Source organism: Microbacterium oryzae, assembly GCF_009735645.1.
GTDB classification, from domain to species: Bacteria; Actinomycetota; Actinomycetes; order Actinomycetales; family Microbacteriaceae; genus Microbacterium; species Microbacterium oryzae.
Genome location: NZ_CP032550.1, coordinates 202,982 through 229,173, shown reverse-complemented (window position 1 = coordinate 229,173; position 26,192 = coordinate 202,982). Strand labels below are relative to the sequence as shown.

Annotated in this window: 21 protein-coding genes; 4 read left to right on the top strand and 17 right to left on the bottom strand. The window is 72.3% G+C overall.

What is annotated here, in order from left to right:
* Positions 1–16: 16 nt before the first annotated feature.
* Genes D7D94_RS00950 through D7D94_RS00935 form a run of 4 tightly spaced genes read right to left on the bottom strand, consistent with a single transcriptional unit; the run spans position 17 to position 3,154 of the window.
* Positions 17–940, bottom strand: coding sequence for an ABC transporter substrate-binding protein (locus tag D7D94_RS00950; RefSeq protein WP_156240812.1), 924 nt, complete (start codon positions 938–940; stop codon positions 17–19).
* Positions 937–1,674, bottom strand: coding sequence for an ABC transporter permease (locus D7D94_RS00945; RefSeq protein WP_156240811.1), 738 nt, complete (start codon positions 1,672–1,674; stop codon positions 937–939). The genes D7D94_RS00950 and D7D94_RS00945 overlap by 4 nt, the downstream gene beginning before the upstream one ends.
* Positions 1,671–2,333: an ABC transporter permease gene (locus D7D94_RS00940; protein WP_156240810.1), complete on the bottom strand. Its 663-nt coding sequence runs from the start codon at positions 2,331–2,333 to the stop codon at positions 1,671–1,673. The genes D7D94_RS00945 and D7D94_RS00940 overlap by 4 nt, the downstream gene beginning before the upstream one ends.
* A complete protein-coding gene (locus D7D94_RS00935) occupies positions 2,330–3,154 on the bottom strand; it encodes an ABC transporter ATP-binding protein (protein WP_156240809.1) in 825 nt (274 codons plus the stop codon). The genes D7D94_RS00940 and D7D94_RS00935 overlap by 4 nt, the downstream gene beginning before the upstream one ends.
* Positions 3,155–3,249: 95 nt before the next feature.
* Between D7D94_RS00935 and D7D94_RS00930 the strand changes: the two genes are divergently transcribed.
* A complete protein-coding gene (locus tag D7D94_RS00930) occupies positions 3,250–4,281 on the top strand; it encodes an FUSC family protein (RefSeq protein ID WP_156240808.1) in 1,032 nt (343 codons plus the stop codon).
* A 54-nt stretch (positions 4,282–4,335) separates the two neighbouring features.
* Here the strand turns inward: D7D94_RS00930 and D7D94_RS00925 are convergent, their stop codons facing one another.
* From D7D94_RS00925 to D7D94_RS00900, 6 genes are all read right to left on the bottom strand, one after another.
* Positions 4,336–5,268 (bottom strand): 4-(cytidine 5'-diphospho)-2-C-methyl-D-erythritol kinase, encoded by a 933-nt coding sequence (locus tag D7D94_RS00925; RefSeq protein WP_156240807.1) that lies wholly within the window; start codon positions 5,266–5,268, stop codon positions 4,336–4,338.
* Positions 5,265–6,122: a 16S rRNA (adenine(1518)-N(6)/adenine(1519)-N(6))-dimethyltransferase RsmA gene (gene rsmA, locus D7D94_RS00920; protein ID WP_156240806.1), complete on the bottom strand. Its 858-nt coding sequence runs from the start codon at positions 6,120–6,122 to the stop codon at positions 5,265–5,267. The genes D7D94_RS00925 and rsmA overlap by 4 nt, the downstream gene beginning before the upstream one ends.
* On the bottom strand, positions 6,119–7,012 hold the full coding sequence (locus D7D94_RS00915) for a TatD family hydrolase (protein ID WP_156240805.1): 894 nt from the start codon (positions 7,010–7,012) through the stop codon (positions 6,119–6,121). Before D7D94_RS00915 ends, rsmA begins: the two co-directional genes overlap by 4 nt.
* 19 nt (positions 7,013–7,031) lie before the next feature.
* Complete coding sequence (gene metG, locus D7D94_RS00910) at positions 7,032–8,609, bottom strand: methionine--tRNA ligase (RefSeq protein ID WP_156240804.1); 1,578 nt, start codon at positions 8,607–8,609, stop codon at positions 7,032–7,034.
* 61 nt (positions 8,610–8,670) lie between these two features.
* Positions 8,671–9,489 (bottom strand): 16S rRNA (cytidine(1402)-2'-O)-methyltransferase, encoded by an 819-nt coding sequence (rsmI, locus tag D7D94_RS00905; protein ID WP_156240803.1) that lies wholly within the window; start codon positions 9,487–9,489, stop codon positions 8,671–8,673.
* A 9-nt stretch (positions 9,490–9,498) separates the two neighbouring features.
* Complete coding sequence (locus D7D94_RS00900) at positions 9,499–11,034, bottom strand: DUF4407 domain-containing protein (protein ID WP_156240802.1); 1,536 nt, start codon at positions 11,032–11,034, stop codon at positions 9,499–9,501.
* Positions 11,035–11,115: 81 nt separating this feature from the next.
* Here D7D94_RS00900 and D7D94_RS00895 point away from each other — a divergent pair, with 81 nt between their 5' ends.
* The gene (locus tag D7D94_RS00895) at positions 11,116–12,657 is read left to right on the top strand and encodes a dolichyl-phosphate-mannose--protein mannosyltransferase (RefSeq protein ID WP_173024212.1); all 1,542 of its coding nucleotides are present in this window, start codon (positions 11,116–11,118) and stop codon (positions 12,655–12,657) included.
* A 58-nt stretch (positions 12,658–12,715) separates the two neighbouring features.
* On the opposite strand, the gene D7D94_RS00890 is transcribed toward D7D94_RS00895, so the two are convergent.
* The 7 genes from D7D94_RS00890 to D7D94_RS00860 all read right to left on the bottom strand — a co-directional run bounded on the left by D7D94_RS00890 (position 12,716) and on the right by D7D94_RS00860 (position 21,388).
* Entirely contained in the window at positions 12,716–13,888 is a 1,173-nt protein-coding gene (locus D7D94_RS00890; RefSeq protein ID WP_156240800.1) for a glycoside hydrolase family 1 protein, read from the bottom strand.
* 59 nt (positions 13,889–13,947) lie between these two features.
* On the bottom strand, positions 13,948–15,651 hold the full coding sequence (locus D7D94_RS00885; RefSeq protein WP_173024211.1) for an ABC transporter ATP-binding protein: 1,704 nt from the start codon (positions 15,649–15,651) through the stop codon (positions 13,948–13,950).
* Positions 15,648–16,562 carry an ABC transporter permease gene (locus D7D94_RS00880; protein ID WP_156240799.1) on the bottom strand — a complete coding sequence of 305 codons (915 nt, stop codon included), beginning with the start codon at positions 16,560–16,562 and terminating at the stop codon, positions 15,648–15,650. Before D7D94_RS00880 ends, D7D94_RS00885 begins: the two co-directional genes overlap by 4 nt.
* Positions 16,559–17,539, bottom strand: a complete 981-nt coding sequence (locus D7D94_RS00875) for an ABC transporter permease (protein WP_156240798.1) — start codon at positions 17,537–17,539, stop codon at positions 16,559–16,561. Before D7D94_RS00875 ends, D7D94_RS00880 begins: the two co-directional genes overlap by 4 nt.
* Positions 17,536–19,197, bottom strand: a complete 1,662-nt coding sequence (locus D7D94_RS00870) for an ABC transporter substrate-binding protein (RefSeq protein WP_156240797.1) — start codon at positions 19,195–19,197, stop codon at positions 17,536–17,538. The genes D7D94_RS00875 and D7D94_RS00870 overlap by 4 nt, the downstream gene beginning before the upstream one ends.
* A 142-nt stretch (positions 19,198–19,339) precedes the next feature.
* Complete coding sequence (locus D7D94_RS00865; RefSeq protein ID WP_156240796.1) at positions 19,340–20,446, bottom strand: LacI family DNA-binding transcriptional regulator; 1,107 nt, start codon at positions 20,444–20,446, stop codon at positions 19,340–19,342.
* A gap of 105 nt (positions 20,447–20,551) precedes the next feature.
* On the bottom strand, positions 20,552–21,388 hold the full coding sequence (locus D7D94_RS00860) for an aldo/keto reductase (RefSeq protein WP_156240795.1): 837 nt from the start codon (positions 21,386–21,388) through the stop codon (positions 20,552–20,554).
* 54 nt (positions 21,389–21,442) lie between these two features.
* Here D7D94_RS00860 and D7D94_RS00855 point away from each other — a divergent pair, with 54 nt between their 5' ends.
* Positions 21,443–22,132, top strand: a complete 690-nt coding sequence (locus D7D94_RS00855) for a ribonuclease H family protein (RefSeq protein WP_156240794.1) — start codon at positions 21,443–21,445, stop codon at positions 22,130–22,132.
* A gap of 31 nt (positions 22,133–22,163) precedes the next feature.
* Positions 22,164–26,168, top strand: a complete 4,005-nt coding sequence (gene hrpA / locus D7D94_RS00850; RefSeq protein WP_156240793.1) for an ATP-dependent RNA helicase HrpA — start codon at positions 22,164–22,166, stop codon at positions 26,166–26,168.
* Positions 26,169–26,192 lie beyond the last annotated feature (24 nt).

Sequence of the window (26,192 nt, the reverse complement as noted above, 5' to 3'; positions counted from 1 at the left end):
CGGTGAGACGGGCGGGTCAGGCGAGGTCGTTCTCGGCCAGCCAGTCGGCGGCGATGTCCTCCGGCGAGCGCTGGTCCTCGGTGCTCTGCACGTTCAGGCTCACCAGTCCCTCGGGCGTGAGCGCGGCGCTCACCGGGTCGATGACCTCGGCGATCTCGTCCGCCACGTCGGTCGACGCGATCGGCACGACGTTGGCGGCGAGGAACAGCCCCTCGGGGTCGTCGAGCGGGACGAGGTCCTCGGTCTCGATGCGCGGGTCGGCGGTGAACACGTTGCCGACCTGGATCGTCCCCGCCACCAGCTCCTCGACGGTCGTGTCGCCGGTCGCCGAGAAGGCGACGTCCACCCCGTAGACGTCCTTCACGCCATCCGGCCCGTACGGGCGCTCCTCGAGCTCCGCCGGTCCGCCCAGCGTGAGCGGCGTGTCGACGTCGGCGAGGTCGCCGATCTCCTCGAGATCGTTCTCCTCCGCGAAGGCCGCCGTGACGGTGTACGAGTCCTGGTCGGAGGCGGTGGACTGCTCGAGCGCGGTGAGCCCCTCCGGCAGCGCGTCGACGAGCGCCGCGTAGACGTCGTCGGGGGTGCGCGCCTCGGTCTCCGGGTCGTACGCCTGCTGCAGGAGGCTGCCGCTGTACTCCGGGAAGAGGTCGATCTCGCCGCTCTCGAGCGACGGCAGGTACGCGTCGCGCTGCCCGATGTTGAAGCTGCGCTCCACTTCGTAGCCGGCGCCCTCGAGCGCCTGCGCGTAGATCTCCGCGATGATCTCGTTGGAGTAGTACGCCTGCGAGCCCACGACGATCGCGTCGCTCGCCGCGGAGCCGCTCTCCTCGGCCGCGGGGGTGTCCTCCTCGAGGGGGTCCGACGACCCGCACCCCGCGAGCGCGAGGACGGCGACGGAGGCGAAGGCGGCCGCGAGAGCCGTCCGGGTGCTGTGCTTCATGTCGTGAGTGCTTCCTTCTCGGTGGAGCGTCGCGTGCGCGACGCGCGTCGGGGGCGGCGGGAGGTGGACGCGAGGATACCCGCCGGGACGGCTCGTCGCTGCAGGAGCGCGAAGGCCGCGTCGAGGACGAGGGCGAGCACGGCCACCGCGATGGCGCCGCCGAGCACCTGATCGAACCGGCGCAGCTGGATGCCCTGCAGGATATCGAAGCCCAGCCCGCCCACGTTCACCCAGGCGGCGAGCGTGGCCGTCGCGACCACCTGCAGCACGGCGGCCCGGACGCCGCCGACGAGGAGCGGCAGGCCCAGGCGCGCCTCCACGCGCCACAGGATCTGCGCCTCGCTCATCCCGGTGGCGCGCGCCGCGTCGACGGTGCGCCGGTCGATCGCCTCGAAGCCGGCGTAGGCCCCCGCAAGGATCGACGGGATCGACAGCAGCACGAACGCGATGACCGCCGCCTCGACCTTGTGCAGCACGCCGACGAGGAGGACGAGCAGCAGGATGAGCCCGAACGACGGCACCGCGCGCGCCGCTCCCGCCAATGCGACCGCGATGCCGCGCCCGCGGCCGGTGTGGCCGATGAGCCAGCCCACGGGGATGGCGATGAGCGCGGCGATCGCCACCGAGCCGAAGGTGAGCGCGAGGTGCTCGGCGAACGCGCGTGGCAGCGGATGGCTTCCGCTCAGGCGCTCGGGCGACGCCAGCCACGCCAGCGCGTCGAGGAGGAGGTTCATGCGGGCGCCCCCGCCTGCAGCGGCAGCGTCGCGCGCGTCCACGGCATGAGCAGTCGGCCGAGGATCTGGAGCACGAGATCCACGATGAGCGCGACCACCGCCACGGCCACGACGCCGGCGAGGATCTCCGGCACGATGCGCCGCTGGAACCCGTTCGTGAAGAGGTAGCCGAGGTTGGTGACCCCGATGAGGATGCCGACGGTCGCGAGCGAGATGGTGCTCACGGCCGCCACGCGGAGCCCGGCCAGGATGACGGGGCCCGCGAGCGGCAGCTCCACGGCGAGGAAGCGCCGCGCCGGCCCGTATCCGAGGGCCACCGCCGAGCGGCGGGTGTCGTCGTCCACGGAGTCGAGCCCGTCGACGACCGAGCGGACGAGGATCGCGACGGCGTAGATCGTCAGCGCGACGACGAGATTGGCCTCGCTGAGCGCGCTGAAGCCGAAGACGACGGGGAGGATCGGCAGGAGCGCGAGCGACGGCAGCGTGTAGAGCAGCCCCGTCGTCACGACGATGGGCGTGCGCAGCACGCGGCTGCGGTGCGCGAGCCATCCGAGCGGCAGCGCGAGGAGGAGCCCCCACAGGATGGGCGGCGCACTCTGGCGGAGATGCTCGGCGGTCAGCTGCAGGATGAGCCCGACGTTGTCGGCGACCCAGGTCATCCGGTGGCGTCCTTCAGCACGCCCTGCACGCGTCCGGATCCGTCGACGACGACCGTGCGGCCATCCGTCTCGCGCAGCGTGAGCTCGCGGCGACCGCCGCCCATGCCGACGAACGCGCGGACGAAGTCGTCTGCGGGCTCGGCGAGGATCTCGGCGGGCGAGCCCTGCTGCACGACCCGCGCCCCGTGATCGAGGATCACGACGTGGTCGCCGAGGAGGAAGGCCTCGTCGATGTCGTGCGTGACGAACAGGATGGTCTTGCCCAGCTCCTGCTGGAGGCGGATGAGCTCGCGCTGCAGCTCCGCGCGCACGATGGGATCGACCGCGCCGAAGGGCTCGTCCATGAGGAGGATGTTGGGTTCGGCGGCGAGCGCTCTGGCCACTCCCACGCGCTGCTGCTGGCCGCCCGAGAGCTGACCGGGGTACCGCTCGGCGAGCGAGGCGTCGAGGCCGACGACCTCGAGGAGCTCGCGTGCGCGCTCGCGCGCCTGCCGTCGCGGGGCGCCCTGCAGGACGGGGACCGTGGCGATGTTGTCGACGACGCGCAGGTGCGGCAGGAGCCCGCCGTTCTGCATGACGTACCCGATGCTCCGTCGCAGCTGCACGGCGTCGCGCGTGCGCACGTCCTCGTCGTCGATGAGGACCGCGCCCTCGGTGGGATCGACCATCCGGTTGACCATGCGCAGGAGGGTGGTCTTGCCGCAGCCGGACGAGCCGACGAGCACCGTCGTCGTGCGCGAGGGCACGTGCAGCGAGAAGTCGTCGACCGCCTTCGCGCCGCCGGGATAGCTCTTGCTCGCCGACCGGAACTCGATACCCACGAGAACAGCCAACTGCATCGGCCCCGTCGACGCCACTCCTGCTCGGAGCTTGACAGGGCGGCCGGCCGACACCTGCAGGGGAATACGGTGGACGCATGCGACTGACCGCTGCGATCCGCGCACCGCGGCGCCCGCCCGCGCTGCAGGCGGCGAAGTCCGCGCTCGCGACGGTCGCCGCCTGGTTCATCGCCGGGTCGCTCATCCCCGAGGGGCCGCCCCCGGTGTTCGCGGCCATCGCGGCGCTGCTCGTCGTGCAGCCGAGCCTCAACCAGTCCCTCGCCAAGGCGGTCGAGCGCAGCGTCGGCGTCATCGCGGGCGTCGTCATCGCCTCGGCCGTCGCCATCCTGCTCGGCGATGCGGCGTGGGTCGTGATCATCGCGATCGTCGCGGCCATGGCCTTCGCCTGGCTCCTGCGGATGACTCCGGGGACGGCGAACCAGGTCGCCATCAGCGCGCTCCTCGTGCTGGTCCTCGGTCCGTCGACGCCGGACTACGCGCTCGACCGGGTGATCGAGACCGTGATCGGCGCCGCGATCGGCGTCGTCGTGAACATCGTGCTGGTGCCGCCGATCGCGCTCGCCCCCGCACGCGCGTCGGTGGACGCGCTCGGCGAGGAGGTCGCGCGCGCGCTCGAGCGCCTGGCCGACGCGCTGTCGGCGCCGCGGGGTCGCACCGAGCTCGAGGAGCTCATGCTCACCGCACGGCTGTTGCGACCCATGCGCGACGCGTCGGATGCGGCGATCCTGGCGGCGTCGGAGTCGCTCGCGCTCAATCCGCGCGGCGCGCGGCACCGCGACGACCTCGCACGGCTCAGCGCGATCGTCGATCGCCTCGGCCCGATCGTCACGCAGATCATCGGGATGACCCGCGCGTTCTACGACCACTACGACGACGATCTCAGCGGCGAGCCCGCCGTGCGCGACATCTCCGTCCAGCTGCGCCGCGCTGCCCATGACGTGCGGCTGCGCCTCCACCACGCGACGGCGGGCGAGCCGCCGCACGACGAGGCCGCCCTCACGTCGCCGCTGATGGTCTCCGCGCCGTCGGGCTTGCGCTGGATCCTCGTGGGCTCGCTTCTGGAGGACCTGCGCCGCATCCACGAGGCCCTGAGCGACGACGTGGTCTGACGGTCGCCGGTCGGGCGACGGTCAGACGACGGGCAGTCGCCGGTCGGGCGACGGTCAGGAGATGACCCGGGCGCCCTTCACGGGGCCGTGCGCGAGGAGCACGTCGCGCCCCGACGCGTCGAGCATGTCGTGCAGCTCGACCGCCGCCTCCGGCGATGCCGCGAGGAAGGCGACCGTGGGGCCCGATCCGGACACCAGGCCGGCGAGGGCTCCGGAGGACTCCCCCAGCTCCAGCGTCTCCGCGAGGTCGGGGCGCAGGCCGAGAGCAGCCACCTGCAGGTCGTTGCGCAGCGCCTCCGCGAGCATCGCGGGGTCGCCCGCCCGCAGCGCGTGCAGCACCCCGGCGTCGACCTCCGGCAGCGTGCGCGCGGGGCTGATGTCGACGCGATGGCGGTCGCGGTGCCGGTCGAGCGCGGCGTACACCTCGGGCGTCGACAGCCCCTCCTCGTTCACGACGAGCACCCAGTCGAACCGGCCGCGGGCGAGGGCGGGGCTGAGCTCGTCGCCGCGCCCCGTGCCGATCGCGGTGCCGCCCTTGAGCGCGAACGGCACATCCGCGCCGAGCCGCGCGGCGAGCCGGTGCAACTCCGCCGATCCGAGTCGCGTGCCCCACAGCGTGTCGCAGGCGACGAGGGCTGCCGCGGCGTCGGCCGAGCCGCCGCCCATGCCGCCCGCGACCGGCACCTCCTTGAAGACGTCGAGGTGCACGCCGCCGGAGTAGCCGGTCTCCGCCGCGAGGAGCCGCGCCGCGCGCAGGGCGAGGTTCGTCTCGTCCACCGGCACGCCGGACACGTCGATCGACCCGGCGACCGACATCGTGAAGTCGTCGGAGGCGGTGGCCACGACGTCCTCGTACAGCGACACCGCCTGGAACGCCGTCGCGAGCTGGTGGTAGCCGTCGCCCTGCAGCGGACCGACCTCGAGGAAGAGGTTGATCTTGCCCGGCGCGCGGACGCGGACGGTGGGCTCCGACGACGCGACGGTCATGATGCGCTCGTCGCGGCGATCTCGCGGGCGATGCGCTGGAAGTCGTCCACCACGAGCGACTCGCCGCGGGCGGTCGGCGCGACGCCCGCGCGCTCGAGGACCTCGCTCGCGGCCGCCGAGCCGCCGAGCTCCGCCGACAGCGCCTGCCGCAGCATCTTGCGCCGCTGCTGGAATGCGAGGTCGACGATGCGGAAGGTCCGCCGCCGCTCCTCCTCGGTGCCACGGGGGTCGGCCGCGCGCTGGAACGCGACGAGCACGCTGTCGACGTTCGGCACGGGCCAGAACACCTGGCGGGAGACGTTGCCCGCGAGCCGCCAGTCGCCGTACCACGCGGCCTTCACGCTGGGCGCGCCGTAGACCTTGCTTCCGGGAGGGGCGGCGAGGCGCTCCCCCACCTCCGACTGGACCATGACGACACCTCGGTCGAGCTGCGCGAACGTCTCGAGGAAGTGCAGCAGCACCGGCACCGACACGTTGTAGGGCAGGTTCGCGACGAGGATGGTCGGGTCGCCCGGCAGCTCCGTCACCCGCAGCGCGTCGGCGTCGACGACGGTGAGATCGCCGTCGGGCACCCCGCGCTCCTGCGCGGTGCGCGGCAGCCGCTCGGCGAGCCGGTGGTCGATCTCGACGGCGGTCACCCGCGCGCCGGTCTCGAGGATGGCCAGGGTCAGCGATCCGAGGCCGGGCCCGACCTCGACGACGCGCTCTCCCGCCTGCACGCGCGCGATCTGCACGATGCGGCGGACCGTGTTGGCGTCGACGACGAAGTTCTGCCCGAGCTTCTTCGTCGGCGTGACGTCGAGCTCCGCGGCGAGCTCGCGGATGTCTCCCGCGCCCAGCAGCCGGACGGTCATGACCACTCCCCGTAGACGGCGACGGTGTTGGCGGCCAGCTGCGCGCACAGCTCGTCGAGCTCGATGTCGAGCTCGGCGGCCATGAAGCGCACGGTGACCGGCACCAGGTAGGGCGCGTTCGGCCGACCGCGATGCGGTGTCGGCGTGAGGAACGGCGCGTCGGTCTCGACGAGGATCCGCTCGCGCGGCGTCACCCGCAGCGCGTCGCGGAGGTTCTGCGCGTTCTTGAACGTCACATTGCCCGCGAAGGAGAGCCAGCAGCCGGCCTCGCTCGCCTCGCGCGCGACCGCCTCGTCTCCCGAGAAGCAGTGGAACACGGTCCGCTCGGGCGCTCCGACGCGGTGGAGGGTGTCGAGCACCTCCCGATGCGCGTCGCGGTCGTGGATCTGCAGCGCGATGTCGTGCCGCTTCGCGATCGCGATGTGCGCCTCGAACGACGCCAGCTGCGCGGGGCGCCCCTCCGCGCCGGTGCGGAAGAAGTCGAGCCCGGTCTCCCCCACTGCGCGCACGCGCGGGTGCGCGGCCAGCGCGTCGATCACGGCGATCGCCTCGTCGAGCCGCCCCTGCTCGGCGTAGGTGGGCGCATCGTTCGGGTGGATGGCCACGGCCGCGAGCACGCGCGGATCGGACTCGGCCGCGTGGACGGCCCAGCGCGACGAGTCGATGTCGCCGGAGGACTGCACGACGCCGGCGATGCCGGCCGCGCTCGCGCGGTCGAGCTGCTCCCCGAGCGACAGCGGCTCCTCGCCGTCCTCGATCTCCAGGTGGCAGTGGTTGTCGTAGACGGGCACCGCGAGCGGCTCGGGGGCCGCCGGGTACCTGAGGTCCTTCCGGCCGTCCCTGCTGCGCTCGCGCACGTAGACGCTCGCGTCCGCCGCTTCGTCCTTCACGCCATCCCCCTCGCCCGGATCACTCCGGCTGCTCGACCCGCGGGAAGAGCGGCTGCAGCGCCCCGGTCTTCGTGCCGGCGGGCACGCCGCCCCAGGCACCGGCCTCGCGCACGGGCTGCTCGAGGAGCGCACCCAGCGCTCCCGACACCCCGAGGGCATCCCACAGCTTGGCGGTCGCCTGCGGCATGACGGGCGAGAGCAGCACGGCCAGCGCGCGGAGCCCCTCCACGCAGGTGTAGAGCACCGTGCCCAGCCGCTCGCGCTGCGCCTCGTCCTTCGCGAGCGCCCACGGCTCGTTCAGCGTGATGTAGCCGTTGAGCTCGTCGACGATCGTCCAGATCGAGCGGATGGCCTCGTCGATCCGGAACCGGTCGATCGCGGCGTCCGCGTGGGCGGCGGCGTCGGCGACGATCTGCTGGATGGCGAGATCCGCCTCCGTGTACGCACCCGGCTCGGGCACGGCGCCGTCGAAGTACTTGCCGACCATGGCGATGGCGCGCGAGGCGAGGTTGCCGAAGCCGTTGGCGAGCTCGGCCTGGTAGCGGGCGGAGAGGTCCTCCCACGAGAACGACCCGTCCTGACCGAAGGCGATCGCCGACAGGAAGTAGAAGCGGTAGGCGTCGGAGCCGAACACGTCGGTGATCGCATTCGGGGCGATGCCGGTGAGCTTGGACTTCGACATCTTCTCGCCGCCGACCAGCAGCCATCCGTGCGCGAAGACGTTCTCGGGCACCTCGATGCCGGCCGCCATCAGCATGGCCGGCCAGATGACGGCGTGGAAGCGGAGGATGTCCTTGCCCACGACGTGGTGCGCGGGCCAGCGGCGCTCGAAGCCCTCGGTGTCGGATCCGTAGCCGACCGCGGTGGCGTAGTTCAGCAGCGCGTCGACCCACACGTAGATGACGTGGGACTCGTCCCACGGCACGGTGATGCCCCAGTCGAAGGTGGAGCGCGAGATGGAGAGGTCCTTCAGCCCCTGCTGCACGAACGCGACGACCTCGTTGCGAGCGGACTCCGGCTGCACGAAGTCGGGGCGCTCGCGGTAGAGCGCGAGCAGGCGGTCCTGGAACTCGCTGAGCTTGAAGAAGTAGTTCTTCTCCTGCAGCAGCTCGAGGGGCTTCGAGTGGATCGCGCAGACCTTCAGCCCCTCGAAGGGTCCCGCGCCGTCGACGATCTCGCTCTCGGGCTTGAACTCCTCGCAGCCGACGCAGTACAGCGCCTCGTACTCGCCCGCGTAGATGTAGCCGCGGTCGTACACGGCCTGGAGGAAGAGCTGCACGCTCTTCTCGTGACGCTCCTGCGTGGTGCGGATGAAGTCGTCGTTCGCGACGTCGAGGGTCCGCAGCAGCGGCTGCCACGACTCGGCCACGAGCTTGTCGACCCACTCCTGCGGAGTGGCGCCGTTGGCGGCCGCCGCGCGGATCATCTTCTGACCGTGCTCGTCGGTGCCGGTCAGCATCCAGGTGTCGTCTCCGGCCTGACGGTGCCAGCGCGCGAGCGTGTCCACCGCCACGGTCGTGTACCCGTGCCCGATGTGCGGCACATCGCTCGGGTAGTAGATCGGCGTGGTGATGTAGAAGGAACGGCCGGAAGTCACCTGGAGAGTCTATTGCGGGCCGCGCGTCCTCCGCGCCGCCGCCGATCCACGGGCGGGCCGTTCAGGACCGCGCGGCGAGGGCGGCCTGGTACAGCTCGCGCGACGACCGTCCGGTCGCCGCCGCCACCTCGGCGGCCGCGTCCTTCAGCCGACCGCCGGCCGAGACCAGCGCCAGCACCTGGCCGACCGCGTCCTCGATGGGCGTCTCGGTGCGCGCGGATCCCGCCACCACGATGACGAGCTCGCCGCGCACGCCGCCCCCGGCCCACGTGACGAGCTCGGCGAGGGTGCCGCGCGCGACCTCCTCGTGCAGCTTCGTCAGCTCGCGCGCGACCACGGCCCGACGGTCGTCGCCGAACGCGGTCGCCATGTCGGCCAGCGTCTGGGCGACGCGGGTGGGCGCCTCGAAGAACACCATGGTGCGCGGCTCCGCGGCGAGCGCCGCGAGCGCCCTGCGTCGGTCTCCGGGCTTGCGCGCGACGAACCCCTCGAACGTGAAGCGGTCGGTGGGGAGACCCGAGACCGCGAGCGCCGTGAGCACGGCGGACGGTCCCGGCACGACCGTGACGAGCACGCCGGCGGCGGCGGCCGTCTGCACGAGCGCGTAGCCGGGGTCGCTCACGGTCGGCATGCCGGCGTCGGTGAGCACGACGAGGTCGTCCTCCCGCGCGAGCTCGACGAGCTCGGCGGACTTCTGCCGCTCGTTGTGGTCGTGGAGCGCGATGAGCCGCGGCCGGTTGGCGACGCCGAGCCCCGCCAGCAGACGCTGCGTCATCCGCGTGTCCTCCGCGGCGACGACCGAGGCCGACTCGAGCAGCTCGACGAGCCGGCGCGACGCGTCGCCGAGGTTGCCGATGGGGGTCGCGGCGAGGATGATCACCCCGCCAGCCTAGGCGCGCGCCGAGGAGCCGGAGAGGATGGCCGCCCGGTCCGCGAAGCCCGCCGTCGTCACGCGATCGAGGTGCACCTCTCGGCGGATGGCCGCGGCCTTCTCGTACAGCGACGGCTCGCCGTAGCCGGTGAGCACCTTCACCACGACGGGGAGCAGCTCGATCATGAAGAACAGCGCGGCGATCAGCAGGTGCGCCCACCAGATCGCCGGCTCGCGATCGGCGAGGCGGTTCAGAGCGCTGATCTGGCTGAGGAGCCCGCTCGCGTCGGCGTTGCCCTCGGCGACCGCGCTGGCTCGCGCGTCGTACGCGGCGAGCGCCTGGTCGTAGGTGGCCTGCGCGGCCGGGAGCTGGTCCTCCGCGGCCCGGCGGTTCTGCGCCTCGGAGGCCGAGGCCTGCTCGCCCGCAGCGGTCTCGGCCGTCGCGAGCGCAGCGTTCGCGTCGCGCAGCTGCGCGGCGAGGTCGTCGTAGGTCGCCTGAGCGGCCTGCAGCTGCGCCTGCGCGGCGTCGGAGCTCGCGCCCTCGCCCTGCACGCCCGTGCAGCCGGCGACGTCGCCCGCGCCGGTGCCGTCGAGCTCGCACTGGTAGAGGGCGCGCGCGTCGTCGATGACCTGCTGCTGCGCGGCGAGCTTCTCGGTGAGCCCGTCGACGGCGCTCTGCGCGGCGGCCTGCGACGCCGAGCCCGACTCCGTGCCCGAGACGACGCCCGTCGCCGCCTGGTTCTGCAGATCGCTCAGGCGCGCGGTGGCCTCATCGAGCGCGATCTTCTCGGGCCCCTCGTCGAGGCTCGTCTGGTCGTCCTGCGCCTGCGCGAGGTTGGTCGTCGCGACCTCGCGGGCGATGTCGTTGTGGAACGCCTGCAGCACCACCGGCTCGGCGACGACGAGGCCGATGAGGGTGGCGAGGATGATCCGCGGGATGGCCAGGCCGATGAGCTTGCCGATGCTGCGAGTCGCGGTCATCGTCGAGGTGAGGAACCGGTCGAGGTTGAACACGATGCCGGCCCACACGAGGGCGAGCGGGATGGCCAGCCACACCGACACCTGCACGCCCGTCATGAGGGCGAACAGCATCGACAGCGCGGACACGAGCGCGGTGCCGAGGAGCACGAAGAACATCTGCACGAATCGCGGCGTCTCGGTCGGCACCTCGTCGAGCACGTGTCCGTCGGCGCCGCCGAGGATCGCGAGGCGACGCAGCGTCGACCCCGGCGTGCGCGGTCGCCGCTCGGGCCGAACGCGCGGGACGCGCGACCGGCCAGGGCGCTCGTCGGCAGGGCGCTCGTCGCGGTCCCCGTCGAGGTCGTGCTCGTCGAGGTCGAGCCCGTCGACGCCCTCCGGCTCCCGCTCCAGCACGGCGGTCGCCGTGGTGACCGCGATGGGCTCGGTCGCGAGCGCGTCCGCGGGGGTCGCTCCGGTCGACGGGACGAACTCCCGCTCGTGGTAGCGCGGCTCGTCGGCGGCGGGGTCGTCGTCGTGGAGGATGATGCGCCCCTGCGAGTCGTAGCGCCCCGGGCGATGCGCGGAATAGGACATCCCGCCAACGTACGAAGCCCTCCTGTGGGAGCAGTGTCAGCAGGCTCGGAGCGCGCCGCGAGCCCCGACTACGCTGAAGTCGTGACGCCTGCGCCGACCGCCCCTCGCGACCGCGCGGTCCTGGCCATCCGCCGCCACTCCTCGTGGCTCCTGCCCGCCGCCCTCGCCGTGCTCGCCGGCCTCCTGCGCATCGTCGGCCTCGGCCATCCGCACGAGCTCGTCTTCGACGAGACGTACTACGTGAAAGATGCGTGGACCCTGCTGAACCTCGGCTACGAGGGGCAGTGGGGCGACGGGGCGAACGAGGCCTTCCTCGCCGGCGACCCGGGGGTCTACACGACGGAGGGCTCCTTCGTCGTGCACCCGCCGCTCGGGAAGTGGATCATCGCGCTCGGCCTCGCGGTCTTCGGAGCCGACACCGGCTGGGGCTGGCGCATGGGCACCGCGGTCGTGGGCACGCTGCTCGTGCCGCTGCTGACCCTCGTGGCCAAGCGCGTGAGCGGATCCATGGCGGTGGCGGGCGTCGCCGGGCTCCTCCTCGCCATCGACCCGCTGGCCGTCGCCCTCAGCCGCGTCTCGCTTCTCGACGGGATCCTCGCCTTCTTCGTGCTGCTGGGGTTCTGGTTCCTCGCGATCGACGGCCCGGCGGCTCGGGACCGCATCCTGCGCGCAGGGCCCGCCACGTGGGGCCCCGTGATCTGGAGCCGCCCCTGGCTCGTCGCGGCGGGCGTCTCGTTCGGCGCCGCGAGCGCCGTGAAGTGGTCGGGGCTCTACGTGCTCGCAGGGGCCGGCCTCGGCCTCGTCGCGATGGACGCCCTGTGGCGGCGCCGGGCCGGCGTGCGCGAGTGGTACGTCTCCGCGATCGCGCGTCAGGCCCCAGCGACCTTCCTGCTGCTGGTGCCCGCCGCCGCGGTTGTCTACCTCGTCTCCTGGACCGGATGGCTGCGCACGACCGGCGGGTACGACCGGCTCAGCGCGGAGAATCCGCTCGCGGCCCTGTGGAACTACCACGAGGCGATCTACGGATTCCACGTGCAGCTGAGCGCGAGCCATCCGTATGCCAGCCCCGCGTGGCAGTGGCCGCTGCTCCTGCGCCCCACCGCCATGTGGGTCTCGCGCCCCGAGGTCGGCTCGACGACGTGCGGATGGTCCGACGACTGCATGGCGGAGATCTCCAGCATCCCGAATCCGGTCGTCTGGTACGCGGGCTTCGCCGCCGCGCTGTATCTGCTGTGGCTCGTGATCCGCACGCGCCGCGCGCGGTACGCGTTCCCGCTCGCCGGGCTCGCCGTCACCTACCTGCCGTGGCTGCTCTATCCCGAGCGCACGGTGTTCCAGTTCTACACGGTGACGATGCTGCCGTTCGTCATCCTGTCGCTCGCGCTCGCGCTGCAGCATCTCACGCGGGTGCGCGAGAGCGTGCTGCTGCCCGATCCGACGGAGCTCGAGATCGCGTTCGCCGCGGATGCCGCTCGGCGCGCCCGCGGAAGGTGGCGCGCGGTCGTCGCCGTCTTCCTCGTCGTCGCGATCGCCGTGGCGTTGTTCTACCTGCCGCTCGCGCTGGGCATCCCGGAGCCGTACGGACTCTGGCGCCTGCACAGCTGGATGCCGAGCTGGGTCTGACGGCGGGAGACCCCGCCGTCAGACCGCGTGCTCGGACTGGCTGCTCGATCCGGCGGGCTCAGTCGAGGCCACCCCGTCGGGCGACGTCGCCGAGCCAGCCGAGGCTCGGCTTCGGGGTGCGCGCGAACGTCTCGCGGTCGAACGCGATGAGCCCGAAGGTGGGCCGGTATCCGCTCGCCCACTCGTAGTTGTCGAGCGCGCTCCAGTGCTGGTAGCCGCGCACGTCGATGCCGTCGGCCATCGCGCGGTGGAGCCCCTCGAGGGCGCCGCGCGTATAGGCGATGCGACGGGTGTCGTCGGCGGTGGCGATGCCGTTCTCCGTCACGAGGACCGGGACGCCTCCGGAGAGCTCCCACGCGCTGCGGACGCCCAGCTCGAGCGCCTCGGGGAAGAACTCCCACCCCGTCAGCGTCGTCTCGACGTCCTCGGCGACCGGACGGGGGCCATCCGGCCCGATGAACGTGCGCGTGTACGCCTGCACGCCGACGAAGTCGTCGCCCGCCGACTGCTCGAGGTACCAGAAGTCGCGCGGATGGCCGTACTCGTGCAGCTTCTCGTCGGCACCGGGCTCGCCCGTCGAGTGGAACGCCTGCGTCGCGATCGTCCACCCGGCGCGGATGCCGGGCACGCTGTGGAGGATCTCCGACGAGCGTCGGTGCGCGGCGAGCAGCGTGTCGGCCACCGCGAGATCGGGGTTCGGCAGCCCGTACGCGACGAGGTTCGCCGCGTCTTCGCCGCCGGCCAGCATGGCGGCGATGTTCGGCTCGTTGATCGTGCAGACGTAGCCGACGCCCTCGAGGAGCGGCAGCACCGTCTCGGTGTACCGGGCGAAGAGGTCGACCGCATCGGCTGCACGCCAGAACCCGTCGTCCTGGAACCAGCGCGGCACGGTGAAGTGCATGAGCGTGACCGTGGGATCGAGGCCGACCTCGCGGGCGGTGTCGATCATGCGCCGGTAGTGGTCGAGCGCCGCGCGCGACACGTGGCCGCGCTCGGGCTCGATGCGGGCCCACTCGATCGAGAAGCGATACGAGTTCAGGCCGGCGGCCGCGAGGAGGCGCATGTCCTCCGGGTACCGGTGGTAGTGGTCGGCGGCGTCGCCGGAGGGCTCGACGATCGTCGTCCCCTCCGCGTGCTCCATGACCCACCAGTTGCTGCCGATGTTGTTCCCCTCCACCTGATGGGCCGCCGTGGCGGCCCCCCAGAGGAAGCCTTCGGGGAATGCGAGCACAGGGGCTCCTCTCGTGACGATGACGGCGCGCTTCTCCGCGCCGGCGGTCGGATGGGCGCTCAGCGCGCCCTGGCGGGATTCGGGACCGCGTCGAGCAGCCCCACGGTGTAGGGGTCCTCGGGGTGCCGCAGCACCTGAGCCGTCTCGCCGCGCTCGACGACCCTGCCCTGGTTGAGGACGAGGATGTTCTCGGTCACCAGCCGCGCGCTCAGCAGGTCGTGCGTGATGTAGAGCATGCTGATCCCCCAGCGCTCGCGCAGGTCCTCGAGGAGCGCGAGCACGCCCGCGCGCAGCGACACGTCGAGCATCGACACCGGTTCGTCGGCGATGAGCACCTGCGGGTCGCTCGCGAGCGCCCGGGCGATCACCACGCGCTGCCGCTGGCCGCCGGAGAGCTGGTGCGGGAGCTTCGCGGCGAACTGCTCCACGGGAGCGAGCCCGACCGTCTCCAGCAGCTCCAGCACGCGCCGCCGCGCGTCGCGACCGCGGAGCCCCGTATGGTTCACGACCGGACGGGTGAGCGTGTACTCGACGGTGTGCAGCGGGTTGAGCGCGGCGTACGGGTCCTGGAAGACCATCTGCACGTCCTTCCGCAGGTCGCGGAGCCCCCGGCGGCGGAGTCCCGCCACGTCGACGTCGCCGAAGCGCACGGTGCCCGACGTCGGCTTCTCCACGCCGGTGATGAGCTTCGCGAGCGTGGACTTGCCCGAGCCCGAGGCGCCGACGAGCGCGAGCGACTCCCCCGGTTCGAGGCGGAACGAGACGTCGTCGACCGCCGTGACGCGGTCGGCTCCTCGACGCGGGGCGGGATAGACCTTCGAGACGCCCGCCACGACGACGGCCGCGTCGGCGCGGCGGGAGTCGCGATGACCCACCGTCGGGACGGTCTCGGTCAGGTCGGCTCGCTGCCGCCCCTCCCGCCGACGCGTGCCGAGGTCGACGAAGCCGGGGATGCTGATCGTCTCCGCGCGCGGGTCGGCGTAGTGGCTCAGCAGCATGCGCGTGTACGGGTCCTGCGGCCGCTCGAGGATGTCGCGGCTGGGCGCGTCCTCGACGATGCGGCCCTCGTGCATGACCATGACGCGGTCGGTCGCCTCGAGGACGATGCCGAGGTCGTGGCTGATGAGGATGGCCGTGAACTGCTCGCTGCGCTGCAGGGACGCGATGGTGTCCATCACGGCGTGCTGCACGAGCACGTCGAGGGCGGTCGTCGGCTCGTCGAACACCATGAGCTGCGGCTCGAGCGCGAGGGCGATCGCGATGGACGCGCGCTGGCGCATGCCGCCCGAGAGCTCGTCGGGGTAGCGGTCGAGCGTCTCGGGCTTCAGGCCCACCTTCGCGGCGAGGTCCCGTGCGCGCGCCTCGCGGGCGTCGCCCGTGACGTGGTCGTGCGCGGCGAAGACGTCGAAGAAGTGCCGGCGCACCGTGCGCACCGGGTTCAGCGCGTTCATGCCCGACTGCAGCACCATGGCGAAGCCGCCCTGCCGCTGGCGGCGCAGCTCTTCGGCGTCGAGCTCCCGGATGTCGCGGCCTCCGAAGAGGATGCGGCCGTCGCTGATCCGCGCCGGCGGCTTCTGCAGCCGGGTGAGGGCGAAGCCGAGCGTGGACTTGCCCGACCCGGACTCCCCGACGAGGCCGACGAACTCGCCGCGCCGCAGCGTGAACGAGACGTCGGAGACCGCGGTGACCGGCGTCGCGCCCGGGGAGGCGTACTCGACCGACAGGCCCTGGACATCCAGCAGGATCTCGGGTGCCATGCTCATCGTCCCTTTCCTTCGCGCAGGCGCGGGTTGGAGATGCCGTCGACGCCGAAGTTGATGAGCGTGAGGCTCAGGGCGAGGAGGGCGATGCAGAGGCCGGGCGCGAACAGCAGCAGCCACTGGCCGGTGAGGAGGGAGTTGGAGTTCTGCGCCCAGTAGAGCATCGTGCCCCAGCTGACGATGCTGGAGTCGCCGAGCCCGAGGAACTCCAGGCCCGCCTCGGCGAGGATGGCCGCGGTCGCGGCGCCGAAGAGGGTGCCGGCGATGATCGAGGTCATGTTGGGCAGGATCTCGTGGAAGACGATCCGGGCCGGGCTGTCTCCGGAGAACTGCGCGGAGGCGACGAAGTCGCGGCCGCGGAGGGATTGCGTCTGGCTGCGCAGCACGCGCGCGCCCCACGCCCATCCCGTCACGACGATCACGGCGATGATCATCAGCATGCCGCCGTTCTGCAGGTACGCCGCGATGACGATCATGAGCGGCAGCCCCGGGATCACGAGGAACAGGTTCACGACGAAGCCCACCGCCTCGGACGCGAAGCCGCGGAGGTAGCCCCAGCTGAGCCCGACCAGCACGGCGACGATCGTCGAGAGGATGCCGGCGGCGAAGCCGACGACGAGGCTGATCTGCGTGCCGTGGATGAGCTGGCTGAGCACGTCCTCGCCGGCCGCGGTCGTTCCGAGCCAGTGCGCCGGCGACGCGTCGGCGTTGCGCTCGAAGCCGTTGTCCTTCGGTCCGTACGGGGCGATCACCGGCGCGAGCACGGCGACGAGCACGAAGAAGCCGAGGATGCAGAGGCCGATGCGCGCCTTGCCGTTGGCCCACAGCGTCTGGGCCATCCGGCCGAGGGAGCGCCAGCGGCTGGGCGACGCGATCCGGCGCTCGGGCGTCTTGACGGTCATGGTGGTGGTCATCGGCGGGTCCTTGGGTCCAGCACGCCGTACAGGATGTCGACGAGGAAGTTGGCGATGAGCACGCTCACGGTGATCATCAGGAAGAGCGCCTGCATGAGCGGGTAGTCCTGCCCGATCACGGCGTTGAAGAGCAGGTAGCCGATTCCGGGGTACCCGAACACCTGCTCGACGAGGATCGATCCGCCCACGACTCCGCCGAGCGTGAGCCCGAAGCCGGTGAGGTTCGGCAGGATGGCGTTCCGCGCGGCGTAGCGGATGGCGATGGTGCGGCCGCGCAGGCCGTTGGCCTCGGCGAAGGTGACGTAGTCGTCGCCGAGCGTGTTGATCATGGCGTTGCGCATGCCGATGATCCAGCCGCCGAGCGAGGTGAGGAGGATCGTCAGCGCCGGCAGCACGGCATGACGGACGAGGTCGCCGATGAACGCCAGGGTGAAGCCCGGGGTGGTGGTGGCGGCGTACGCCCCCGTGGTCGGGAACCAGTGCAAGACGTAGCCGAGGAAGAACAGCAGCAGCAGCGCGGTCCAGAAGTAGGGGAAGGTGCTGAGGAACGAGCCGGTGAGCGTCGGCAGCGAGTCGAGCCATCCGCCCCGGCGCCAGGCGGCGGCGACGCCGATCAGCGTCCCGATGACGAAGGCGAGGACGGTGACGATCCCGACGAGCCCGATCGTGTACGGCAGCGCCGTGGAGACCATGCTCGACACGGACTGCGGGTAGAAGGTGTACGAGACGCCGAAGTCGAGGCGCACGACCTGCCCCAGGTACGACACGTACTGGTCCCAGAGCGAGCCCGTCGGCACGCCGAGCTGGGCCTCGATGGCGAGCCGGGTCGCGTCCGAGACCGGGCCGTTCTGCGACAGCTTGGCGAGCGCGGCGTCGGCCGGCGAGCCCGGCATGAGCCGGGGCAGGAAGAAGTTCAGGGTGATCGCGGCCCACAGGGTGAGCGCGAACAGGCCGAGCTTCTGCAGCACGTACTTCACTTGTCGTCCTCCACCCGCTCGAGCCGCGTGAAGATCATGAGCGGGGCGGAGTCGTAGTTCTGCGGGATCATGTAGGGGTCCTCGGCGCTCGGCCATCCGGTGAACTTGGCGTCGTTGAACAGGCCCCAGCTGCCGCCGTAGTAGAGGCCGATGACGGGCATCTCCTCGTAGACGATGCCCTGCAGCTCGTGCACGATCTCGGTCTGCCGCTCCTCGTCGACGGTCGAGCGGTACTCCCTCAGCAGCGCGTCGGCCTCGTCGGACCGGAAGCGCTCGAAGTTGTTCGCGGTCGTCTCGCCGATCGGCACGTAGAAGTCGCTGGAGAGCAGGCTGTTGAAGGCCTGATAGACCTCGCCGTTGCCCATGCCGCCGATCGCCATCTCGAAGTCCCCGTTCGCGATGGCCGACTGGTAGCCGGCGGGCTGCGGCAGCTCGAGGGAGACGTCGATGCCCACCTCGCCGAGCTGGCGCTGCACGGCCTGGGCCGCGCGCGTCCAGTCGGAGTATCCGTTCGCCGTCGTGAGGGAGAAGGAGAGCTGCTCGCCCGAGCCGTCGACGAGCCGCTCGCCCTCGAGGGTGTAGCCGGCGTCGGCGAACGACTCCAGCGCCGCATCGCGATCCTGCGCGATGATGCCGCCGTCGGGGATGGCGGGGTCGAGGTGCTCCTCCTGGTTCGGAAGGATGAGGCCGGTCTGTCCCGCGGGCTCCATGTACCCCTCGGAGGCGGTCTCCGCGATCTCGTCGCGGTCGAGTGCCAGCGCGATGCCGCGCCGTACGTCGACGTCGTCGAACGGCGCCTGCTCGAGGTTGGGCATGAGCGAGATGATGCCGACCGGCGGGAACCAGAACCGGTTGTGCTCGCTCGCGGCGCCCCAGGTGCCCTCGACGTCGGAGATGAAGGAGTACGCCCAGTCGTAGCCGCGCGTCACCGTGTCGAGCTGCGTGTTGGTGGCGGGGAGGATGATGTGCTCGATCTCGATCGAGTCCGCCTGCCAGTAGTCGGGGTTGCGGTCCATCGAGTACTGCTGGTCGTTGTAGTTGCCGAGTACGAACGGGCCCGTGCCCACCGGCTCCTCGTTGCGCCACGTGCCGGGATCGTCGACGTCGGCCCAGATGTGCTCGGGCACCATGAAGGTCTTCCCGATGATCGACAGCGCCGGGGCGTCCTCGCCCTGCAGGTGGAAGGTGACGGTGTCGTCGTCGGTCTCGACGCCGGCGAGGTGCTGCCAGGCGCCGTAGATGTCGTTGGCGGGCGTCTCCTTCAGCATCTCGAACGTGAAGGCGACGTCCTCGGCGGTGAAGGGGGTGCCGTCGCTCCACGTGACGCCCTCGCGCACCGTCATCACGATGGTCTCGGCGTCCGGCTGCTCCCACTCCGAGGCGAGCCACGGCGTGAGCGACCCGTCGAGGGGGTTCACGAGGATGAGCGGCTCGTACATCCAGCGCGCGGCCGTGCGCGTGTTGGTGAGGTACGGGTTGAAGTTGCGGGAGAACAGCGGATTGCCGTGGTCGGCGTTGATGAGCATCGTGTCGTCGCCGATGGAGGGATCGGGCTGCGAGGTGATCTGGATGCTGCAGCCGCTCACGGCGAGCGCGGCCGCTGCGATTCCCGCGAGGGCGGCTCTGCGCCAGCGGCGGAAGGTGCGCGTCTTCGGCACGGTATGACCTCATGTCGTCTCTGTCACAAGGGGCGCGACCGGAGAGGAGGCACCCGCGGCGCGAGCCGCTCGTCGAGTGTAAGCGCATACATTCGGCGAGCGCAAGAGCCGTGTTCCGCTTGCGGAAGGTGCGCGCCGGACCTCAGCGCCCGCGGTCGGAGCTGTCGCGCAGCAGCACCTCGACGGGCAGGCTGACCGACATCGGCGCGGCGGCGGGCGCCGTCAGTCGGCGCGCGAGCACCTGGATGGCCGCGCGGCCGAGTTCCAGCATCGGCTGGCGCACGGTCGTGAGGGGCGGGCTCGACAGCGCGGCGGCGTCGATCCCGTCGAACCCCGTGACGACCACGTCATGGGGAACGCGGACGCCGGCTCCGCGGAACGCGTCCAGGACGCCGAGCGCCATCTGGTCGTTCGACGACATGAGCGCAGGGGGCAGACCCCTCCCGACGAGACCCTCCCCCACGCGCCGCCCCGAGGCGCGGGTGTGGTCGCCGCGCAGCACCTGGACGTCATCGACGGAGAGGCCCGCCGCGGCGATCGCCTCTCGGAAGCCCTGCCACCGCTGCCCGCCGTCGGGCGAGTCCTCGGGCCCGGCGAGGTAGGTCGGCGCACGGCCGCCGGTCTGGGCGAGCACGTGGCGGGTGAGCTCGGCCATCGCCTCGGTGTTGCTCACGGTGACGTGGTCGTGGCGGTCGCCGACCCGGGGGCCCGACAGCACCACGACGGGCACCCGGCGCGCGAGCCGCTCCAGCGCGTCGTCGGGGATGCTGCTGGCGAGGACGACGAGGCCGTCGACGCGGCCCGCCATGTCCCGCACGATGGACGCCTCCGGATCCCCGCGCCCCACGCCCACCATGAGCACGAGGCCGCGCCGCCACGCCTCGAGCTCCGCTCCGCGCAGCACCTCGTCCTGGAAGAGCTTCGAGGCGTGGCCGTCCTCGCGCGGGCCCGCGCCGCGCACCACGGTGAAGGGGCGATCCGGGCGCCCGTCGCCCGCCAGCACGTCGAGGTCGGCGATCTCGTCGACGGCGTCGAATCCGGGGAAGTACAGGCCGACGACACCCGTCCGGCGCTCCGCGAGGCCGCGGGCGCTGCCGCTCGGGACGTAGCCCAGCTCGGAGACCGCGTGGAGGACGCGGTCGCGCGTCTCCGGCCGCACGGCATCGGGAGTGCGCAGCACGCGCGAGACGGTCGCGATGGAGACGGCGGCGCGGTCGGCGACGTCGTACACGGTGGGCGCCTTCGACACAGCCTGCTCCTCCCGCACGCGCCCGGCCGCCCCGGGCGGTGTCCAGGGTAGCGCGGCGTCGGAGGACGAGCGGGCGCCGCGGCTCGGGGCCGCGGCGCCGCGCGCTCAGTCGAACTCGAGCGGGTGCGTGCCGACGCGGCCCGAGCCGTCGAGGGGATCGATGCCGTCGATGCGGGCGACCTCGTCGTCGGTGAGCTCGAAGCCGAAGACGTCGAAGTTCTCCGCCATCCGCTCCTTGCGGGTCGACTTCGGGAACACGATGACGCCCTTCTGCAGGTGCCAGCGGATGACCGCCTGCGCGGGGGTCACCTCGTGGGCCTCGGCGGCCTCGACGACCGCGGGGTTCTCGAACAGCGGGTACTTGCCCTGGCCGAGCGGGCCCCAGGACTCGATCCGCATGCCGTTCTCCTCGGCCCAGCCCAGGACGTCCCGCTGCTGGTAGGCGGGGTGCAGCTCGATCTGGTCGATCGCGGGAACCACGCCGGTGTCCTTCACGATGCGGTCGAGGTGCTCCGGCAGGTGGTTGGAGACGCCGATCGAGCGCGCGAGGCCCGCGTCGCGGATCTCGATGAGCTTCGCCCACGCGTTGGAGTACGCGCCCTGCTTCGGGGCGGGCCAGTGCGTGAGGTAGAGGTCGACGTAGTCGAGGCCGAGGCGCGCGAGGCTCTCGCGGATCGCGTCGTGCGGCTCCTCGCCGACCTGGCGGTCGTTCCAGAGCTTCGTGGTGATGAAGAGCTCCTCGCGCGCGATGCCGCTCTTCGCGATCGCAGCGCCGACGCCCTCCTCGTTGCCGTAGATCGCGGCGGTGTCGATGTGCCGGTAGCCGACCTCGAGGGCGTCGCTGACCGCCCGCTCCGCCTCGTCGGCCGGCACGCGGAAGACGCCGAAGCCGAGCTGAGGGATGTCATGGCCTGAGTTCAGTCTGATCATGGGAACCGTCATGGTCCCCACCCTATTGAGCAGGGAGGGGTCAGGGGCCGGCCGTACGCTGGCGGGATGAGAATCACCGCCGCGGCAGACGGCTCCGCCCTCGGCAACCCCGGCCCCATGGGGTGGGCCTGGTACATCGACGACGAGCGCTGGGCGGCCGGCGGTGCGCCTCATGGCACCAACAACCAGGGCGAGCTGCAGGCGGTGCTCGAGCTGCTGCGGGCGACCGCGCCGGCGAACCTGCCGCTGCTCATCGAGTGCGACAGCCGCTATGTCATCGACTCCGTGACGAAGTGGATGCCGGGCTGGAAGCGGAAGGGATGGCGGAAGGCCGACGGCAAGCCGGTGCTGAACCGCGAGATCCTCGAGGCGATCGACGAGGAGATGCAGGGGCGGGACGTCGTCTTCTCCTGGGTCAAGGGACACGCGGGCCATCCGCTCAACGAGGCGGCCGACGAGCGTGCGAACGCCGCGGCGCAGGCCTACCAGCGCCGGGCCGAGCCGCGGCGCGGGCCGGGCTTCCCATCGACCAACCCGGCACCATCCGCTGCTCCCGCGCCGTCCGCGGCCGTCTCTCCCGCGCCATCCGCCGCCCCTGCTCCTGCGGGCCTGTGGGACGACGACGCCCTGTTCGCCGCGGAGGCGGAGCCCGTCGAGCTGCGCGTGCGGCTGGCTCCCGAGGAGCTCGCCCGGCTGCGCTCACGCGCGAACGCGTGGGGTCTCACGCCGGAGGACGCGCTGCGCCGTCTGATCTGACGCCCCAGGAGCCGGTCTAGACTGGAAGGCTATGTCTTCCCCCGTCATCGTCTACCCGGCCGAGCTGCCCGTCAGCGCCGCGCGCGACGAGATCGCCGCGGCCATCCGCGACCATCAGGTCGTCATCGTCGCGGGCGCGACCGGCTCGGGGAAGACCACGCAGCTGCCGAAGATCGCGCTCGAGCTCGGCCGCACGTCGATCGCGCACACGCAGCCGCGCCGGCTCGCCGCGCGCACCATCGCCGAGCGCGTCGCCGAGGAGCTGCAGGTCGAGCTCGGCGGGCTCGTCGGCTACAAGGTGCGCTTCACCGACCAGGTCTCCGACGCGACGCGGATCGCGCTCATGACCGACGGCATCCTCCTCAACGAGATCCACCGCGACCGGCTCCTGCGCCGCTATGACACCGTCATCGTCGACGAGGCGCACGAGCGGTCGCTCAACGTCGACTTCCTCCTCGGGTACCTCAAGCGCATCCTCCCCGAGCGTCCGGACCTGAAGGTCGTCATCACCTCGGCGACCATCGACCCCGAGTCGTTCGCGAAGCACTTCGCCGAGCCGGATGGCACTCCGGCGCCGGTGATCGAGGTGTCGGGGCGCACGTTCCCCGTCGACATCCGCTATCGCCCGCTCGTGGCGGACACGACGCAGGAGAATCGCGACGACGCCGACCTCGACGCCCCGGGATCCCGGGCGGCGGAAGCCGAGGGCGACGAGGATCTCCTGCGGGATGTCCGGGTCGACGAGCGCTCCTACGACGTGGAGGACGACGTGTCCGCTATCGTCGCCGCGCTCCGCGAGCTCGAGCGCGAGGCGCCGGGCGACGTGCTTGTGTTCCTGCCCGGCGAGGCGGAGATCCGCGACGCCGCGGATGCCGTGCGCGGCGCGTTCCGCAGCCAGACCGCGCCGGTCGAGGTGCTGCCCCTGTACGGGCGGCTGAGCTCGGCCGAGCAGCACCGCGTCTTCGAGCGCTCCACGGTCGCCGGCCTGAAGCGCCGCGTGATCCTCGCCACCAACGTGGCCGAGACCTCGCTCACGGTGCCCGGCATCAAGTACGTCGTCGACACCGGCACCGCGCGCATCTCGCGGTACAGCAACCGCGCGAAGGTGCAGCGCCTCCCTATCGAGGCCGTGTCGCAGGCGTCGGCTCAGCAGCGGTCGGGGCGCGCGGGGCGCACGAGCCCCGGCATCGCCATCCGCCTCTATGCGCACGACGACTTCCAGCGTCGCCCGGAGTTCACGGAGCCGGAGATCCTCCGCACCAGCCTCGCGTCGGTGATCCTGCAGATGCTCTCGCTCGGGTTCGGCGACATCTCGGAGTTCCCCTTCCTCACGCCGCCCGACTCCCGCGGCGTGCGCGCGGCCCTCGACCTCCTCGTCGAGCTCGGCGCCGTCCACCCGACCCGCGAGGGCGCGCAGCCGCGCCTCACCCGGATCGGCCGCGACATCGCCCGCCTGCCCATCGACCCCCGCTTCGCGCGGATGCTCATCGAGGCGCAGCGCACCGGCACCCTGCGCGAGGTGATGGCGATCGTCGCGGGCCTCTCCATCCAGGACGTGCGCGAGCGGCCGGAGGAGCAGCGCGAGCAGGCCGACCAGGCGCACGCCCGCTTCGCCGACCCGACCAGCGACTTCCTCACGCTGCTCGCCCTGTGGGATCACCTCCAGGAGCAGCAGCGGGAGCTCGGCTCGAGCGCGTTCCGGCGCCTGTGCCGCGCGGAGTTCCTCAACTACGTCCGCGTGCGCGAGTGGTTCGACGTGCACCGGCAGCTGCAGTCCCTCACGCGCGGACTCGGGAAGCGCGAGCGCGGCGAGCGCGAGGAGCGCTCTGCGGATCGGCCGAGCGCCGGCGCGGCCGATCCCGCCGCCGTGCACCGCGCCATCCTCTCGGGCCTGCTGTCGCAGATCGGCATCCTCGACGAGCGCGAGGCGAAGAAGGATGGCCGTGGCCGCGGCGCCGAGTACCGCGGCGCACGCGGGGTGCGCTTCTCGATCTTCCCCGGTTCCGTGCTGCGCAAGCGCCGGCCGCAGGCGGTCATGGCCGCCGAGCTCGTGGAGACCTCGCGCCTGTTCGCGCGCACCGCGGCGACCATCGACCCCGCCTGGGCCGAGGCGCTCGCGGGCGATCTCGCCAAGCGCCAGGTGTCGGAGCCGCACTGGTCGAAGGACTCCGGCGCCGCCATCGCCTACGAGAAGGTGACGCTGTACGGCGTCGAGATCGTGCCGCGTCGCCGCATCCAGTTCTCGCGCGTCGACCGGCCGGCCGCGCGCGAGCTGTTCCTGCAGCACGCGCTGGTCGAGGGCGACTGGGACCCGCACGCGCTGCCGCAGCAGGTGACGGCGTTCCTGCGGCAGAACGCCGACCTGCGGCGTCGCCTCGAGCGCCTCGAAGACCGCGAGCGGCGCCGCGACATCCTCGCGGGCGATGAGGCCGTGTACGCATTCTACGACGCGCGGATCCCCGCCGACGTGTTCGACGTGCGCTCGTTCGAGGCGTGGTGGGCGGAGGCGCTGAAGCGCACGCCGAAGCTCCTCACGATGCGCGAGGCCGACCTCGTCGACGGGGCGGCGACCGCCGACGCCCGCGACTTCCCCACCCGCTGGACGCAGGGCGACCAGACGCTCAACCTCGCCTACCGCTTCGAGCCGGGCTCGCCCGACGACGGGGTCACCGTGGTGGTGCCGCTCCCCCTGCTCGCCTCGCTGCGCCCGGATGGCTTCGACTGGCAGGTGCCCGGGTTCCGCGACGAGCTGGTGACGGCTCTCCTCAAGGCGCTGCCCAAGGCCATCCGCCGGCATGTCGTGCCCGCCGCGGACTGGGCCGCGCGCTTCTCGGAGGAGCTCGCCGGGCGCGGACCGGAGGACACCGCCGGCCTGCCGTCGGACACCCTGCTCGACGCGCTCTCCCGCCTCGTGCAGCGCGCGGCCAGCCAGCCGGTGACGCCCGCCGACTTCGATCTCGCGCGCGTGCCGTCGCACCTGCGGATGTCGTTCCGCGCGGTCGACGCTCGAGGGCGCGCCATCGCATCGGACCGCGAGCTCGCCGCGCTGCAGACGCGCCTGTCCGAGCGCACGCGCGACAGCGTGGCGCGCCAGATCGCCCAGGGCGGCGACGGGCGACGCCGACGCGGGGAGGCGTCCGTCGCGGCGGCCTCCGGCATCGCGGCGCCCGCGGGCGGCATCGAGCGGACCGGCCTCGCCGACTGGACGTTCGGCGACCTCCCGCCCGTCGTCGACACGCGCGTCGCGGGCGGTGTGGTCCGCGGCTACCCCGCCCTCGTCGACGAGGGGCAGACCGTGGCGGTCCGCGTCGAGGCGACGCCCGAGTCGGCGGAGCGCCTCACCCGCGCGGGCCTGCGGCGCCTGGTGCTGCTGCAGGTGCCGTCGCCGGTGTCGTACGTGCAGCAGCACCTGACGGCGCACGAGAAGCTCGCCCTCGCCACGTCGCCCTACGCGTCGACGAAGGCGCTCATCGAGGACTGCCGCGCGGCGGTCGCCGACGCCGTGCTGGCGAGGCACGGCGCCGTGCGCGACCGCGCGGCGTTCGAGCGGCTGCGCGACGAGGTGTCGCGCGGATCGGTCGAGGACGTGTTCGCGTGCGTGTCGCTCGTCGCGCGCATCCTCACCCTCTCGCGCGACGTCGAGCGCGCCATGAAGGGCGCCACCTCGATGGCGCTGCTCGGCGCGCTCAACGACGTGCGCGGGCAGCTCGGCGGGCTGATCTTCCGCGGCTTCGTCCTCGCCACCGGCGTGGAGCGGCTCGCCCACCTCCCCCGCTACCTCGAGGGTGCGCGCATCCGCCTCGAGGCGCTGCCGGACGCCCCGGGCCGCGACCGGGCGTGGATGACCGAGCTCGAGCGCGCGCGCGCCGCGTTCGACGAGGCGGGCGGTGCCATCCCGCTGCCGTCGGATGCGCCCGCGCAGCTCGTGCGCGCGCGGTGGCTGCTGGAGGAGTTCCGCGTGAGCCTGTTCGCGCAGCGGCTCGGCACCGCCGAGGCGGTCTCCCTGCAGCGGATCGCCAAGGCCCTGAAGGGCTGAGACGCCCCCGCTTTCGCCCCGCCT

Coding starts and splice junctions, on each gene's coding strand:
- D7D94_RS00950 (WP_156240812.1), bottom strand. CDS start 940: ATGAAGCACAGCACCCGGACGGCTCTCGCGGCCGCCTTCGCCTCCGTC.
- D7D94_RS00945 (WP_156240811.1), bottom strand. CDS start 1,674: ATGAACCTCCTCCTCGACGCGCTGGCGTGGCTGGCGTCGCCCGAGCGC.
- D7D94_RS00940 (WP_156240810.1), bottom strand. CDS start 2,333: ATGACCTGGGTCGCCGACAACGTCGGGCTCATCCTGCAGCTGACCGCC.
- D7D94_RS00930 (WP_156240808.1), top strand. CDS start 3,250: ATGCGACTGACCGCTGCGATCCGCGCACCGCGGCGCCCGCCCGCGCTG.
- D7D94_RS00925 (WP_156240807.1), bottom strand. CDS start 5,268: ATGACCGTCGCGTCGTCGGAGCCCACCGTCCGCGTCCGCGCGCCGGGC.
- rsmA (WP_156240806.1), bottom strand. CDS start 6,122: ATGACCGTCCGGCTGCTGGGCGCGGGAGACATCCGCGAGCTCGCCGCG.
- D7D94_RS00900 (WP_156240802.1), bottom strand. CDS start 11,034: ATGTCCTATTCCGCGCATCGCCCGGGGCGCTACGACTCGCAGGGGCGC.
- D7D94_RS00885 (WP_173024211.1), bottom strand. CDS start 15,651: ATGAGCATGGCACCCGAGATCCTGCTGGATGTCCAGGGCCTGTCGGTC.
- D7D94_RS00880 (WP_156240799.1), bottom strand. CDS start 16,562: ATGACCACCACCATGACCGTCAAGACGCCCGAGCGCCGGATCGCGTCG.
- D7D94_RS00860 (WP_156240795.1), bottom strand. CDS start 21,388: ATGACGGTTCCCATGATCAGACTGAACTCAGGCCATGACATCCCTCAG.
- D7D94_RS00855 (WP_156240794.1), top strand. CDS start 21,443: ATGAGAATCACCGCCGCGGCAGACGGCTCCGCCCTCGGCAACCCCGGC.
- hrpA (WP_156240793.1), top strand. CDS start 22,164: ATGTCTTCCCCCGTCATCGTCTACCCGGCCGAGCTGCCCGTCAGCGCC.